Genomic DNA, 16,032 nt, shown 5'->3' with positions numbered 1-16,032 from the left:
ACAAAACAACTGTCATAGCTCTGAATAGCAGTTAAATGAGAAAAGATTTTCCAATTAAGTTTAAAATAAGTTACTTAGATTTTGAAGTTTATAGCAAATACACTTAGCCGAAATTTATATCTTCACTACCTCAAAAGTCACTAGCCAATTATCCTAAAAATGCCGAAAAACACAACCGTTATAATCCTTGCTTTTTTCTCTATTTACGTTATTTGGGGATCTACTTATATGCTAAATAAAGTAGCGGTGGGGGAGTTGCCACCGTTCTTTTTGGCCTCCATTCGGTTTACAAGCGCTGGGCTTCTTATTTTTATTATTTCGAAAGCAATGGGGAAAAGCCTTGCCATTACTCGCAAGCAGTTTAAAAATGCTTTTATTGTGGGAGTCTTGTTTCTTTCTTTTGGTAATGGAATTATCGTTTGGGCGCTTAAATATGTTGACAGCGGTTTTGCGGCTTTGGAGATTTCGGCACAGCCATTAGTAGTATTACTACTAATGCGTTTATTGCAAGGAAAACCTATAAAAGTGATGTCGTTAGTGGGGGTCGCTTTGGGCGTATTAGGAATCATTCTGCTTGTAAGTCAACAGCAAATAATTGCAAAAGAAGGTACCGTTTTAGGAATGGTTATGATTTTTGCTTGTATGCTCAGTTGGGCGTACGGTAGTCTTTTTGTGGGCAAGGCAGATCTTCCGAAAAACTTCTTCGTAAACACAGGTTATCAAATGTTTACCGCAGGACTTACGTTGGCAATTGCCAGTTTGCTTTTTGGGGAACAATGGGTGGCGCCAAACCAGTGGGGGCAATCTGTACAATGGAGTATGCTGCTATTAATAGTCTTCGGAAGTATTGTAGCATTTACATCTTTTAACTACCTATTAAAAACAGTTTCGCCAGATAAAGTTGCAACTTCTACGTACGTTAACCCGATTATAGCATTGTTTTTAGGTTGGTATATTTTAGACGAAGTAATAACCACACAATCTATTATTGCAGCTGCTGTATTGTTGACTGGTGTGTATTTTATAACTACTACTCGTAGTTCAATTACATTGCCTAGATTTTCGGGCAGAGTAAAACGTGAAAAGCTCGAAAAATAGTTTTTTAGATTTTGTAGGAATTCAAGCTGTTTTCTTTTATATGCAAAAGGTATCTCCAAAAAATATATTTTGAAGATACCTATTAATAATCCTTCGCTAAATACTACAGTTTTCTACCTGTAAGCAGTTTGTAGATTACCATAATTACCGCGATCACTAGTAAAAGGTGAATAATACCGCCTATTGCCGGAAATATTAAAAATCCGAATAGCCAGCCAATTACAAGTAATACTACAATTAACCATAAAATGTTTCCCATTGAGTTTATGTTTTTAGTTGGTTAAAAATAGTTTTTATAATGAAATAAATTAACACCTAAAAATATAAAGTTGTCATAAAATATGTAAAAAATTGACGATTTGGTAATCAATAGCAGTTTTCATAAAATTTTGATGAGATTAAGTTTCTTTATAATTCAAGGTATTAACACCTCCTTAACCTGAATTGCACTTCTCAGTAAATATCTTTACAAAAATCAATAGGACTGGCGGATGGATTTCTTTTCTAGTTCTGATTATTTTAAATTCATAAATATATAAATTCAATGGCTACAAGTACAAAAGCATACGGAGTACAAAACGAAAAAGACGATCTAAAACCAATGGACATTCAGCGTCGAGAGGTTGGTGATGATGATGTAAAAATAGATATTACTTACTGTGGCGTCTGCCATAGCGATATTCACACAGCTAGAAATGAATGGGGCGGTTCTACTTATCCAGTAGTTCCAGGGCATGAAATTGTTGGTCGCGTAACAGCAATTGGTAAGAATATAAAAAATATAAAACAAGGTGACTTGGTGGGTGTAGGTTGCATGGTAGATTCATGCCAAGAATGTGCACAATGCAAAAATGATCTAGAACAGTTTTGCGAAAAAGGCGCCACTTTCACATATAATAGTAAAGACAAACATTTGGAAGGAAAACAAACCTACGGAGGTTATTCTACTAGCGTTGTTGTAAATGAAGAGTTTATTCTTCGTATTCCAGAAAACTTAGATCCAGCTGGGGCTGCACCTTTACTTTGTGCAGGTATTACTACTTGGTCTCCACTTAGAAACTGGAATGTAAAAAAAGGCGATAAAGTAGGCGTTATTGGCCTTGGAGGTCTTGGGCATATGGGTGTGAAATTTGCAAACGCACTGGGCGCTCACGTAGTGATGATTACTACTTCGCCATCTAAAGCTGAAGATGCTAAAAAATTAGGAGCTCACGAAGTGCTTATTAGTAAGGACGAAGCAGATATGGCGAAACATAAAAACAGCTTCGACTTTATATTGAATACCATCCCGGTGGGACATAAAATGGACCCGTACATTGGTCTATTGAAGGTTGATGCCACAATGGTGCTCGTAGGGGCTGTTGAGCCGTTAGAGCCATTCCACGGAGGTGGAATCATTGGCGGCCGTAAGCGTATTGCTGGATCACTTATTGGCGGAATAAAAGAAACACAAGAAATGCTTGACTTTTGTGGCGAGCATAATATTGTTTCAGATATTGAGCTAATTGATATAAAAGAAATAAATAAGGCGTATGAACGCGTAGTAAAAGCTGATGTAAAATATCGATTTGTAATAGATATGGCTTCACTTAAAAATTAAATATTTATTCTTCACCAATTGAAAATGCGACTCTTAAGAGTCGCATTTTTTTTGTGCCTAATTTCTTACAAAGTGGTGTAAAAGAATTTCATAAGTACATATTTTAAAATGCTTTCAGTAAAAAAACTTTAAGTTATTTTAGTTAATCGGCTGGAATAGAGTGTGATAAAACATCACTGTAAATGTTTCTGGAAGTATCTCAGTTTCCGATTTTTACATTCTATTGATTTTTCTATCTTTATAACAGTAATTATTTAAGATTCCTTGTTATTTTTTGATAAAAAAATATTAAACCCATTGAATTTAATTCAAATTAATAATTCCTCAATTTTAGTATCAAGTTTTACCATGGGGTTAAAGACACTATTGTTTTTAACCACTTTATTTTTAGGCTGCAATGTTATAGCACAGACAAAACTTGATAGTCTTACCCAAGAAATAAAGAGTACAAAATCGCCTTCACAGAAAGCGAAACTTCAATTAGAACGTGCACTTGTTTACGGTAAAGCTGAGCGCGAAGCCGCATTTAAGGATATTGATGACGCGTTTAACTACTTCAAGAAAAGCGAAGAAAAAAGCAGCGAAGTTGACTGCTATATTGCCTACGGAAATTTACACTTCTTCAATAGAGATCCTAAAAAAGCGGCTCATTTTGATTCACTTGCCATAAATCTGGCCGATAAAATTTCATATAAAAAAGGAAGTGCTATAGGATTAGGTAATTTAGGAAGAGAATTTCTAACAACTGGTGACTTTAAGAATGCTGAAATTCTACTAAAGCAAGCCATCGAAAACGAAGAAAGTTTTAAGCCGCAAGACAGAGCACGACTGGCAGAGCTATACAATAGAAATAGTATTTTAAATGCTAGGCGTGGCGACCATTTAAAGGGGCTGCAATCTATAGAGAAAGCTTTGAGTTTTGCGGAAGGAAGCAAGGATAATGTACTGCTTTCTAACATTTATATTAATTATGCCAATACACTTTCTCGTTTATCTCGATTTGATGAGGCTGTTAAAATTCATTTTAAAGTAATTCGGCTGAATGAAAAAACAAATAATAATAATGGTTTACTGAGGGCATATAATAATTTGGGAATTGCTTTCAAAAATGCAGGTGAATATGAAAAAGCACTTAAGTATTACAATAAAAGTCTAGCGCTAGGAAAAAATTTGAAGGAATATCGGTCTATGGGGCTAACCTTAGTTAATATGGCCACTATTTATAGTTTAAGAGAAGAATATAATGGTATTGATACTCTCTATATTCAAGGAATACAATATTTTGAGAAGGCTTCAGATTTAGGTGGAATTGCGTTTGCAAACCATAATTACGGAAATTCTTTAGTTATCCGGAAAAATTATGTGAAAGCAGACGAACGTTTGCAGACTGCCTATAAACTGCGTACACAGATAGGTGCAGACCTTGCCGCAGCTTCATCTCTTGCCGTTTTGGGAAAATCAGCCATGGAGCAGAAAAACTATAAAGAAGCCGAAGAATATTTATTGGCTGCAGAACCAGCATTTGTTGGCAAGGATCGCCAAAATAATGACTTGAAAGATTTATATGGTTACCTAAAGGATTTATATAGCAGAAAAGGGAATTTCGAAAAAGCACTTCAGTATCAAACGCAGGAGCTTGAATTGGAAAGAACAATTTTCACCGAAAATGAAAAGGTGAATACGCTAAAGACTGAAGCAGCCTATGAAGTGGAAAAGCACGATATGGCTATGGTTTTAGAGAAAGAAAAACAGAAACTCTCGGAACAGCGAATGATTTTTGGAGGAGGAAGTGTAGTACTTATTCTGTTATTAGTATCCCTTTCGCTTTGGCTTCGCCGTAAACAATTAAAAGAACGGCATCAGGCACAGCTTGTAAATTTGGGACAGGAGCACCGTTTAAATCTTACAAAATCATTAAAAAACGCCGAGCAACAAGAACGTAAAAAAGTTGCTCATAAACTTCACGATGAGGCGGGTTCTATGCTTTCAATTGCAATATTGAATTTAAAGCAACTAAAAAACGACGATTTCAAAATTGGTAGCAACGCAGCGCAAAAATTAGAAACAACACATAGGTTATTAGGAGATATTAGTGAAAGTGTTCGGAATATTAGTCACACATTAATGCCAATAGCACTTGAAAAATACGGATTGCGACCTGCAATTCACGATTTGGTTAATGCGGTTAACACTTCAGAAAAACTTAAGGTGGAAGAAATTTATGAAGGACTTGAAGACACGAGTACTTGGAACGAAGAATTTTGTTTAACGGTTTATAGAATTGTGCAAGAAGTAATGAATAACATCATTAAACATTCGCAGGCGAGTCATGTGCTGTTACAAATTGTGGAATTGGAAGACTCTGTTACCATTTATATTGAAGACAATGGAAAAGGAATGGAAAACAGTGTAGGGCAGGAGGGCATTGGTTTGAGGATGCTGAAAAGCAACGTAGAATATTTAAACGGAACTATAGAAATTAACGGAAATATAAATAAAGGAACTTTTATTTTAGCAGAGCTTCCTATTGAAAAAGACAATAAGAAAAAGCAATCTTTTTAAACCCTTACCAAGATATTTAGAATATTAAAAATCATTTTAATGGAAGCCCCCAAAACCCAAATAAAAGTAATTATTGCAGATGATCATCCACTCATCGTAAATGGTATTACCGAAATACTTGAAAAGAATCAACGTTTTTTAATTACGGCTACTTTTAATGACGGGGGAGCACTAATGCAATCTACTATTCTCCCAGATGCCGATGTGCTATTGCTAGATTTAAATATGCCTGGAAAAGACGGACTTCAAGTACTGGAAGAAATAAAGGCAATGAGTCTCAATGTTCAGATATTGGTGCTTACTTCTTATTTTTCAAAAGAACTTGCGGAGCAGTGCCACGCTGCGGGTGCCAATGGTTTTATTTTGAAATCGGACAATCTCGATAAACTTGCAGAAAATATATTGGAAGTGATGGACGGCAAAACCGTGTTTCCAGACTTTTCAAAAAAAACTGAGGAAACTCCTACCGAGTTTACTTTTATGGATGAATTTTTAAAAAAGTACAACCTCACTAAACGCGAAACCGAAGTAATACAAATGGTTTGCAAGGGATATAACTCTAAAGAAATAGCAGATCAGCTTTATCTCTCCAGTTTTACGGTACAAACGCACCGACGCAATATTTTTAGGAAATTAAATATTGAAGGCAATACCATTGCGCTTTACAAATTTGCTTCGGCGCACGGACTGCTTTAATTATTAGTTCAAATACTTTTATACCTAATTAAAGAATGACCCTGAATTTAGGTTTTTAATACGCTCAACAGTTGAAAATTTTATGTCTTCACCGATGTCAAGCATTCCTTCGTTTGAAGTTTATATTATTAAATAAAGTGTAAGAAGAAGCAGGTTACCGATATAAAATATAAATTTCTTCACGTTAATTGCCTCTCACTTTGTGATAAATATTCGGGTTAGTTATCATCAAACTTCTCGCTTTAACCACTACCGTTACAATTGCAGAATCGCAATTGGCAGGAGCGGTGGTTTGGCATATGGTATAATTAATGGTATACGTTCCTTCCCCGGTTCCTGGGGCTAGGGTTACATCGCCCGTTGTGGGATTAATAGATAGGTTGGAAGTAGAAGTAGATGAAATGGTTACATCTCCTGAGTTTATAGCCGCACCATTAAGGGTGTCATTATCTAATATATCGCTAAAAGTAGTGCCGTTTGTACCTTGTTGAAAGGATGCATTGTACGTATCATTTGTTGCAACTATTGGAAAAGCTGTCCTTACTTTTACCGTTGCGGTAGCTGTTTCACAATTGCTTGGCGCTGCGGTCTCACATAGCGTATAATCTATTGTATAGGTTCCAGGGGCGGTTCCCGGAGCTACAGTTATATCGCCAGAATTTGGGTCTATAGATAGAATTGAAGTGGGGGTAGAGGTAAGTGTTATTTCAGTTAGATTTATGGCTGCACCGTTAAAAGTATCGTTATCCAAAACATCGCTAAAAGTAACTCCATCTACTCCTTGCTGGAAAGATGCATTAAAAGTTTCATCTTGTGCTACTATTGGGGTGGGATTACCCACTGTTACACTAGCAGTAGCGGTTTTACAATTAGTTGGGGCTAATCTTTCACATATTCTATAGTTAATAGTGTAAGTTCCTGGTGCTGTATTTGGGGCTACAATAACATCGCCCGTAGCTGAATTGATTGAAAGTACAGTTGTAGCAGTAGAAGTTAGTATAATATCTGCAGGGTTTATAGGCGAACCATTCAAAGTATCGTTATCCAATACAGCGCTGAATGTAATTCCCTCTACACCTTCTTGAAAGCTTGCATTGTACGAATCATTTTGGGCTACCATAGGGGTTGGGTTGCCTACTATAACGGTAGCTGTAGCCGTTTTGCAATTGCTAGGCCTCGCATTTTCACAAATGGTATAATTTATTGTATACGTTCCAGGGGCCGTACCCGCAGCAACTATAACATTTCCATTGGCCGAATTTATAGATAAAGCTGCAGTAGCTGTTGAAGTAAGGGTAACATCAGTTGCATTAACAGGATTGCCATCAAGGGTATCGTTATTTAAAACACTACCAAAGGTTCTACCATCCACGCCTTGTTGAAAGGTGGCAGAATAAGAATCGTTATTTGCAATAAGGGTTCTGCAAATTAATACATTAAACGAAAAGGGCGCCGAAGTTGTTGCACAATCAGGTGCAGAGCTAGCTGTCACGGTATATCGAATATTAGTACTTCCACTGGACAATCCAGTTACAACGCCAGTATTGCTAACTGTTGCAACGGCTGTGTTTGAAGATGCCCAAGTATATGTTAATGTACCTGATCCAGTGGCATTGGCAACTAAGGTTGTTGTATTCCCTGGACATAATTCTGAAATGCCTGTAATATTCCCGGCAGTTGGCGAATTGTTAACAACAATACTTTTGGTTGTAGAACCTGTACATCCGTACTGATTGGTATAGGTAACTTTAATACTACCCGTTCCTAAAGTAGTCCAATTAACTGTAACGGCGTTTGTTGTTCCACCAGCAGTAATTACACCTCCGGTTACATTCCAAATGTAATTTGTCATTCCAGCTTCCGTGGTGTGCACTTGTTCTTTATTAATACATCTATTAGTAGTAGGGGTAATTGTTGGAACTGGATTTGCATATATAAGTACAGGGTTAGCTAGGAAACTCTGTCTTCCACAATTATCAGTTATTTTTAAACGAATAATACACATTGTATTCTGCGTAACAGAAGGTGTTGTAAACGAATTAGAAATTAATCCATTTCCACTAACTGAACCTGTAACAGGACCTGAAAACGTGCCAGGAATACTGGAAGACCATTCATAAGTAAAAGATGAACCTATTCCTGTAATTTTCATATCCATCAGGAATGTTTGACCTATACAGGCAGACCGAGGGGGTATATTGGTGCCTGGAGTTATTTTAGGGTTTCTTTCTATACCACCTTGTAATAACATATTGCCATAAATACGTGCAGCCGCTACATTTTCAGCTTCAGATCCACTTGCAAAACTGTGCGATGCTTCATACATTACCATTCCGTAGGCTTCATTTCCAAAAGCACGTCCATATACTACAGAAGCAGCTGGGCCAGGAGGGAAGGCACCTCCAGGTTGCGTTTGTGGATGATCTAAATCTCTCACAGGAAAAACAGTAGTGGATCTATAACCTTCTGGTTTCACCAAATATATTTCTTCAGATCCCCCAGAGAGGGCGCCATCTACTTTTCCTATAAATTGCATAAAAGGATCTGCAGCCACATTGGCATTAAATATGCCGCGCTCTAAACTATAATCAAATGGTGGGGTTGCCGTATTACTATGATTTCTCCATTCCACTAAACCATTTTTAGTTAAAAGGCGCATATCTAAACCATCTGGATCATTAGCAGTAGAAATATTTACTAATCCTTCCATAGAACTCGCAGCGTGACAAGCCATCCATAAGTATCCACCAGTTTTAATCCAGTTTTTGAGGTGTACTTGCTCCGTTAATTCATTCCAATCATGTGGATCGGCGTGAGGTAATCCAAACATATCGTCACAATCTGTTAATTGACTTGGAGAGGCTATTCTATATGAAGGGTTAGCCCCTGCACTAAATTGTCCAGTATATAATCTTGCTCTTTCGTAAAAAGCGGTACGTAATTTAGAGCCGTTTTGCGTGTCTAAAACTGCTCTTGGGAATCTAGTTATTACATCGTGCATGGGAGCTACAAAGCCATCTCTTTCACAGTCTATGCTTAATCCGGGAAATTGTCCCATCCAATAAGTTATTAAATCACGTACTGTAATAGTGGCGCCTGAACCATTGGGGTGCCTAACAAGTACACTCATATATTCTGAAGGTATAATAAATGGCCCCCCTTTATATTCTTTTCCGTTTACCGAAAAATCTGCTTGATTTACAATGTTTTGTGTGGTAGTTCCAGTCATACTCGGGCCCCAGGTTTTATCTGGTTTAATAGACCAGTATACTGGGATGTCATGGACGTTAGCTAATTCATAAACTAAACCATATGGCTTTAAACCATTATTATAAGTTTGGGGAACTATTCCCATATTAATAATACAGGCACCAGCCGAAAAAGTATGGTAGGAGTTAACTGTTACTTGTGCTCTGTTGTTAGCTTGGTTACCATCTGGTTTATTAGATGAGGCAGTCGCAACGTTAATAAACGTACCTGATCTATCTAGGGTACCGCGCACCGTCATAGTTGCGCTTTGGCCATTGAGTAAATTTCCGACCCTCCAGCTCTCCTGGCTTGATTGATAATCACCTTGGGTAAAAGTAAAGGTTATGTTTGCTAAGTTATTTGGTATTCTATCGGCTACATTAACACTATTGGCCCTATCTGGACCATTGTTTTTAACAATTACTGTATAAATTACAATATCTCCTTCAGCAGGAGTAGTATTATTAACTGTTTTTGTAACTGCTAAATCTGCCCCAGACACTTGAAATGTAGCTGTACTAGTATTATTAGCTGTATTTGGGTCAAAAGCAGGGGAAGATATGTTTGCTGTATTAACCACTGTAATACCACCAGTGTTCGGACTTACTTGCACTCTAATAGTAAAGGTGCCACTTGTCATGGCGGGTAAAGTGCCTAAGCTGAATACACCTGTTTGTGGATTATAACCGCCCCCAGGGCTTGTATTACTTAAATAAATAACATTGCTTGGTAGCAAGTCGGTTATTCTTGCATAAGGTGCATTATATATACTAGCATTGGTATAGTTAATAGTATATGTAACAATATCTCCTTCGCTAGGTAGCGGGTTACTAACTGTTTTACTAATAGTTAAATCTGCTTCAAGTATATAAATCTCTACCGAACTAGAATTATTATTGGTAATACTATCAAGCTGTTGTACTGAATATACAGATGCCGTGTTTGTTATTGTTTGGCCTAAAGTACCTGTGTTTACTCTTGCTGTTATGGTTAAGGTTGCAGTAAAGTCTTTTCTTATTTTATCTGCATACCAAATTCCTGTGCTAGGAACATAAGCATTTCCTTGAGTTATGGTTGATGATACAAAGGTTAAGCCTGCTGGCAAAAGATCTTTTATTTCAATATTCTTGGCCTCCTCAGGACCGTTATTTGTTACAACTACAGTATAGGTAATTAAATCTCCAGGACGAGGAGAATTATTATTTACCGTTTTAACCACTTGTAAATCGGCGCCTGAAATATTTAAAATTGCAGAAGCTGTGTTGTTTGTAGTTACAGGGTCGTATTGATTAAAAGCATTGACGGATGCTGTATTTACAATCGTTCTAGCTGACGTATTTGCATTAACCCTGGCATCAATTTTTAATTGATATTCTTTGTTTTTTTCTATAAACCCGATATTCCATAAACCAGTTGTAGAATTATAAGTTGTACCATTTTGAATTGATCTAACTGAAATAAAAGTAAGATCGGTTGGCAAGAGATTTTTTATTACTAAGCCAGTTCCATCAGTAGTGCTATTTAGGTTTTTTACCTTAATGGTATATTGAATAATATCGCCAGGGGAAGATGGATTTGCACCATTGTGTGTATTAGTAACTTGTAGATCTATTTCGGTTTGTTGCGCAAATCCAGATACACTTATACATAGTAGTAATAGTGTAAGTATTATTTTAACTGAAAAAGTAGTTTTGTTCATAATACAGGGGGACTATAAATTTGTTATATAAATTAAATATATTTAAGCTTCTCAAGATTAAATACATTAAATCTTTACCATTTCTGGAAAATTATTTTAATTATTAGTTTAAATATAAGAAACCTGTTTGTTTGTGTCTGTTGCCCAATATAGGATCTCCGTATTCATAATTTAAAATATAGAAATATGTTCCTGTAGGTAAACGATCGGCAGATTTTACTGTAACACGACCTGTAGACGTTCCATCAAACACATCGCCATCTGGGCCATAGTTGTTTGTTTCAAAAACTTTTACACCCCAACGGTTAAATATTAATACGTGCATATCTCGAGCACAATCATCTGTTACGTCTATTCTAAAGAAATCGTTTACACCATCTCCATTCGGGCTTACTGCATTATAAATTGCGATGCTGCTACAACCTAAAACTTCGCCTTCAACAATTCTGGCAAAGGTAAAAACTCCATATCCTGTTGCAGCTGCAGTAACAGTTTTGTTAGCAGTGTCTATTGCTCCTCCTTCATTTACCCACATATTGGTAGCCTCGTTCCATCGCACGATTGTTAATGCTTCTCTTTCTGCGGCTGAAATCATAGACTGCGGAGTAGTTACATCTCGCCACGATAGGGTAATTAATACATTTTCTTTAGTGGAGGATTCTTTTTCAATAGTCCAATATTCTTGGTTGTCGATTTCCAATATTATTCCAGCTTTTAATTCGTGCGGATATAGGTCGTTTGAATTTTCATAATAAAATTTTCCTTCGAATACCGCCGTATCATTTACGGGTGCAGAAATTCCGCCGAAACGATAGTAGCCTCCATCTCCAATAGGAAATGTAAATTGGGAGTCCCCATATTTATTCACTAAACCATCTACGTGGCTATAATCTGAAGTGTTTATGTGGCTTGCATCTGTATTGAAAGTAATCTCTCCGCCAAAATTATCATTGTCTACTATACCTTCAAAAAAGTCTGCTTGACCACTTATTAGAATATTGCCTGACAGTTGAAAGGGAATGGTGTTACTTCTATTTTCAAATAAAACATTATACAGATAACTCACTTGCGATCCACTAATAGCTTGATTAGATCTTCCAATAAATCTTGTAATTCCAGTGTTTTGGTAGAAGTCTATAATTCCTTCGTTTTTGAAATGGCTATAAATAAAAGCGTTTCCATCATTATAAAACGATCCGGTAGTTAAGTTATTAAAACGCTCCACTGTTGAGAATTTTGTGTCTTCACTAACATAGAGCATGCCTTCGTTTGAAGTTTGGGCTTTTGAACCAAGGGTAAGAAGAAGGAGGGTACCGATATATAATATTGATTTCTTCATATTAATTGCCATTTACTTTGTGATAAATATTCCGGTATGTCTGCGAGGCTTTTCACTACTACTGTGTGAAACTGTAATGCTATAAAGACAATACATTCAATTATATTAAACTTTATAAATCTCATGATTTTATTAGTTTGATTAATTAAGAATTTGGCTACGAATGCTTCGAAGCCAGATTCTATGTATTGTTTTTACTTCACTACGAATATAATGGTCATATACGACGCCTCGGTGGCATTTCCTATAATAGTATAGCTTAAAACACCATTTGCATCTACAGAAATATTTGAGAATACAGCAGTATCATAATAGGTAATGTAGTAATATAAATCTGTAGCCGTTGGTACGTTTGGTATTGCACTTGGCGCTCCTGAACTAGAAACTAGGGTAGGGTTGCTTGTTCCTGTAAATTGGCCAAGATATTCTTGATGCAAGTTTCTGGTAAAGTTTCCATTTACTGTAGTATCAAAAATAATTGCCGGCATATAGAAAAATTTCGGCATAGCTGAATTTACTTGTCTTAAAGTACCATCTGTCTCTGCAACAACTAATTTATCTGTAGATGTTCCCGTCTGTAGTCCTGCAACCGCTAAAGTATTAGCAGCTGAAGTTGTAACAGTAGTTGGTTTAATTAAAGCACCACCTAATTGCACAGCATCTGCAGTTACATCTACATTCAATCCGTTATTAGCTTTAACATCCAATGCGTTAGTTGTGGAGTTTTTTACTAATCCTGCACCAGCAACATCGTCATTAAGTTTGGCAGCGGTAACATTTGAATTGGCAATATCTGCAGTTTTTACTTCGCCATCGTCGATTTTAGCAGAAGTTACTGCATTGTCAGCAAGTTTTGCTGTTGTAATTGCAGCGTCCTTTACTTCAACCTTATAAGGGTTTGCCGAAGTACCTGTACCGCTTACAACAGTAGTAGTACCATCTGCTATTTGAGCTTGTAAAGTAGATTGATTTACCCATTCAACATCTCCCGAAGCATTCGTAATCATTACTTGACCTGCAGTTCCTGCTACAATTTTTGTAGTTGTAACAGCAGCATCAGCGATATCAGCAGTTTTAACTTCACCATCAATAATTTTAGCTGAATTAACAGCATTGTCAGCAAGTTTTGACGTAGTAATTCCGCCATCGGTAACTTTTACATTTGAATCAACTAGGGTAGCACCTGCACCATTGGTTACAGTAATAGAAGTATCACCAGCAGTAAGGTCTTTAGCATCGGTAATTGAAGTTGTTGTAATTGCATTGTAAGAAACTGTTCCATCAGCATTAACTGTAGCAACTTTTCCTACGTCGGCTGCATCTGCACCTAATTTATCAGCTGTTACATTTAAATCTGCGATATCTGCAGTTTTAACTTCACCATCAATAATTTTATCTGAATCAACAGCATTGTCAGCAAGTTTTACTGTTGTAATTCCACCATCTTTTATTTGGATACCTGCATCAGCTAATAACTTATTAAGACCATCTGTGGCGCCGGTAAATTCAAGACCACCATCTACAGTTAGATCTCCTTTCGAAGTATTAATGGTTGTATTTATTTCTTCGATTGCAGTTTGAACATCTGTAGCAGTAAAGCCGTTTGTTGTGTTATCGAAAGCAATAGCATCTGCGTTGGTATCGATTGTTGTAATAACAGTATTGGTACCATCTAAGAATGTATAAACACCATCAACAACAGTTACAGAAGTAGTGTTGGCGTCGATAGTTTGCACATCGCCGTCTGCTGCAGTGTGGGTGTAAGTACCGTCGTTGTTATTTACAACTATATCAGTTTTTGCAGCTAATTCATCTAAAGCCGTTTGAACATTAGTAGCAGTTAACCCTGAAGTAGTATTATCGAAAGCTACGTTGTCTGCATTCATATCGATGCTTCCAATTACGTTACCGTCAGAATCTTTAAACTCGTATTCGTTGGTAGTTGTATTAAGAGTAACATCAACAGTCTTAACATCAAACTCGATATCTGTACCATCCGCATTACTGAAAAGGTAAGAGCCGTCTGTATTATCAGTCAAGTTAGCTTTAGAGATTGTGCTTAAAACAGTTCCGTTTGTAGCAACAAGGCTAAAAGTTCCGTCAGAATTTTCTTCCAAAGTAACACCGCCACCGGTAGCGATAGTGTTTAATAATTCTTCGATTGCAGTTTGAACATCTGTAGCAGTAAAGCCGTTCGTTGTGTTATCGAAAGCAATAGCATCTGCGTTGGTATCGATTGTTGTAATCACAGTATTGGTACCATCTAAGAATGTGTAAACTCCATCAACAACAGTTACAGAAGTAGTGTTGGCGTCGATAGTTTGCACATCGCCATCTGCTGCAGTGTGGGTGTAAGTACCGTCGTTATTATTTACAACTATATCAGTTTTTGCAGCTAATTCATCTAAAGCCGTTTGAACATTAGTAGCAGTTAACCCTGAAGTAGTATTATCGAAAGCTACGTTGTCTGCATTCATATCGATGCTTCCAATTACGTTACCGTCAGAATCTTTAAACTCGTATTCGTTGGTAGTTGTATTAAGAGTAACATCAACAGTCTTAACATCAAACTCGATATCTGTACCATCCGCATTACTGAAAAGGTAAGAGCCGTCTGTATTATCAGTCAAGTTAGCTTTAGAGATTGTGCTTAAAACAGTTCCGTTTGTAGCAACAAGGCTAAAAGTTCCGTCAGAATTTTCTTCCAAAGTAACACCGCCACCGGTAGCGATAGTGTTTAATAATTCTTCGATTGCAGTTTGAACATCTGTAGCAGTAAAGCCGTTCGTTGTGTTATCGAAAGCAATAGCATCTGCGTTGGTATCGATTGTTGTAATCACAGTATTGGTACCATCTAAGAATGTATAAACACCATCAACAACAGTTACAGAAGTAGTGTTGGCGTCGATAGTTTGCACATCGCCGTCTGCTGCAGTGTGGGTGTAAGTACCGTCGTTGTTATTTACAACTTTATCAGTTTTTGCAGCTAATTCGTCTAAGGCAGTTTGAACATTAGTAGCAGTTAACCCTGAAGTAGTGTTATCGAAAGCAACATTGTTTGCATTCATATCGATGCTTCCAATTACGTTCCCGTCAGAATCTTTAAACTCGTATTGGTTGGTAGTTGTATTTAGAGAAACATCAACAGAAAGAACATCAAATTCGATATCTGTACCATCAGCATTACTGAAAAGGTAAGAGCCGTCTGTATTATCAGTCAAGTTAGCTTTTGCGATTGTTCCTAAATCTGCACCAGTACTAGACTCTAAAGTAATAGTACCGTCCAAGTTATCTACTAAAGTAACTCCAGAACCTGTAGTTATAGTTGTAAGCAACTCTTCAATTGCAGTTTGAACATCTGTAGCAGTAAAGCCGTTAGTAGTGTTATCGAAAGCAATAGCATCTGCGTTGGTATCGATTGTTGTAATCACAGTATTGGTACCATCTAAGAATGTATAAACACCATCAACAACAGTTACAGAAGTAGTGTTGGCGTCGATAACAGTTGTTACACCATCCTCATCGATATAATTATATGTTCCATCACCATTATCATTGATTACAGTAAGAGTCTCGAAATTTTTAATTACAGTTTCAAGATCAACATGAGTTGTAACACCGTCTTCATCTGTATACTCTAAGGTCTTACCATCAACGTTGAGGGCTAAAGTTGTAAGGGTTTCGAAAGTATCGATTACAGTTTCTAAGTCGATGCTAGTTAAAACACCGTCTTCGTCTGTATACTCTAAAGTTTTACCGTCAACGTTTAACGCAAGCGTAGTTAGCGTT

The 16,032-nt window shown here is 36.9% G+C and carries 8 protein-coding genes; 4 read left to right on the top strand and 4 right to left on the bottom strand.

What is annotated here, in order from left to right; all coding sequences use genetic code 11:
• Positions 1-159: 159 nt before the first annotated feature.
• On the top strand, positions 160-1,098 hold the full coding sequence (locus AC3RVF_RS05705; RefSeq protein ID WP_489689902.1) for an EamA family transporter: 939 nt from the start codon (positions 160-162) through the stop codon (positions 1,096-1,098).
• A gap of 103 nt (positions 1,099-1,201) precedes the next feature.
• Here AC3RVF_RS05705 and AC3RVF_RS05700 read toward each other — a convergent pair whose 3' ends face one another.
• Positions 1,202-1,357, bottom strand: a complete 156-nt coding sequence (locus AC3RVF_RS05700) for a lmo0937 family membrane protein (RefSeq protein WP_489689903.1) — start codon at positions 1,355-1,357, stop codon at positions 1,202-1,204.
• Between the two features lie 285 nt (positions 1,358-1,642).
• Here AC3RVF_RS05700 and AC3RVF_RS05695 point away from each other — a divergent pair, with 285 nt between their 5' ends.
• The 3 genes from AC3RVF_RS05695 (at position 1,643) to AC3RVF_RS05685 (ending at position 5,956) form a co-directional block, all read left to right on the top strand.
• A complete protein-coding gene (locus AC3RVF_RS05695; RefSeq protein ID WP_489689904.1) occupies positions 1,643-2,698 on the top strand; it encodes an NAD(P)-dependent alcohol dehydrogenase in 1,056 nt (351 codons plus the stop codon).
• A gap of 297 nt (positions 2,699-2,995) precedes the next feature.
• A complete protein-coding gene (locus AC3RVF_RS05690) occupies positions 2,996-5,260 on the top strand; it encodes a tetratricopeptide repeat-containing sensor histidine kinase (protein WP_489689905.1) in 2,265 nt (754 codons plus the stop codon).
• Between the two features lie 39 nt (positions 5,261-5,299).
• A complete protein-coding gene (locus AC3RVF_RS05685) occupies positions 5,300-5,956 on the top strand; it encodes a response regulator (RefSeq protein WP_489689906.1) in 657 nt (218 codons plus the stop codon).
• A gap of 184 nt (positions 5,957-6,140) precedes the next feature.
• On the opposite strand, the gene AC3RVF_RS05680 is transcribed toward AC3RVF_RS05685, so the two are convergent.
• From AC3RVF_RS05680 to AC3RVF_RS05670, 3 genes are all read right to left on the bottom strand, one after another.
• The gene (locus AC3RVF_RS05680; RefSeq protein WP_489692969.1) at positions 6,141-10,904 is read right to left on the bottom strand and encodes an Ig-like domain-containing protein; all 4,764 of its coding nucleotides are present in this window, start codon (positions 10,902-10,904) and stop codon (positions 6,141-6,143) included.
• A gap of 103 nt (positions 10,905-11,007) precedes the next feature.
• Entirely contained in the window at positions 11,008-12,243 is a 1,236-nt protein-coding gene (locus AC3RVF_RS05675) for a T9SS type B sorting domain-containing protein (RefSeq protein ID WP_489692968.1), read from the bottom strand.
• 194 nt (positions 12,244-12,437) lie between these two features.
• Positions 12,438-16,032, bottom strand: a 3,595-nt coding sequence (locus AC3RVF_RS05670) for a beta strand repeat-containing protein (protein WP_489692967.1), incomplete at its 5' end; no start/stop codon positions are given.

The organism is Aequorivita sp. IT1183, assembly GCF_058068265.1.
The sequence above is the reverse complement of the archived record's forward strand: the minus strand, read 5'-3'. Positions and strand labels throughout refer to the sequence as shown.

Bases quoted from the DNA above. Each gene is read 5' to 3' on its own strand.
- AC3RVF_RS05680 (WP_489692969.1), bottom strand. From the start codon at position 10,904: ATGAACAAAACTACTTTTTCAGTTAAAATAATACTTACACTATTACTA.
- AC3RVF_RS05700 (WP_489689903.1), bottom strand. From the start codon at position 1,357: ATGGGAAACATTTTATGGTTAATTGTAGTATTACTTGTAATTGGCTGG.
- AC3RVF_RS05705 (WP_489689902.1), top strand. From the start codon at position 160: ATGCCGAAAAACACAACCGTTATAATCCTTGCTTTTTTCTCTATTTAC.
- AC3RVF_RS05695 (WP_489689904.1), top strand. From the start codon at position 1,643: ATGGCTACAAGTACAAAAGCATACGGAGTACAAAACGAAAAAGACGAT.
- AC3RVF_RS05675 (WP_489692968.1), bottom strand. From the start codon at position 12,243: ATGAAGAAATCAATATTATATATCGGTACCCTCCTTCTTCTTACCCTT.
- AC3RVF_RS05685 (WP_489689906.1), top strand. From the start codon at position 5,300: ATGGAAGCCCCCAAAACCCAAATAAAAGTAATTATTGCAGATGATCAT.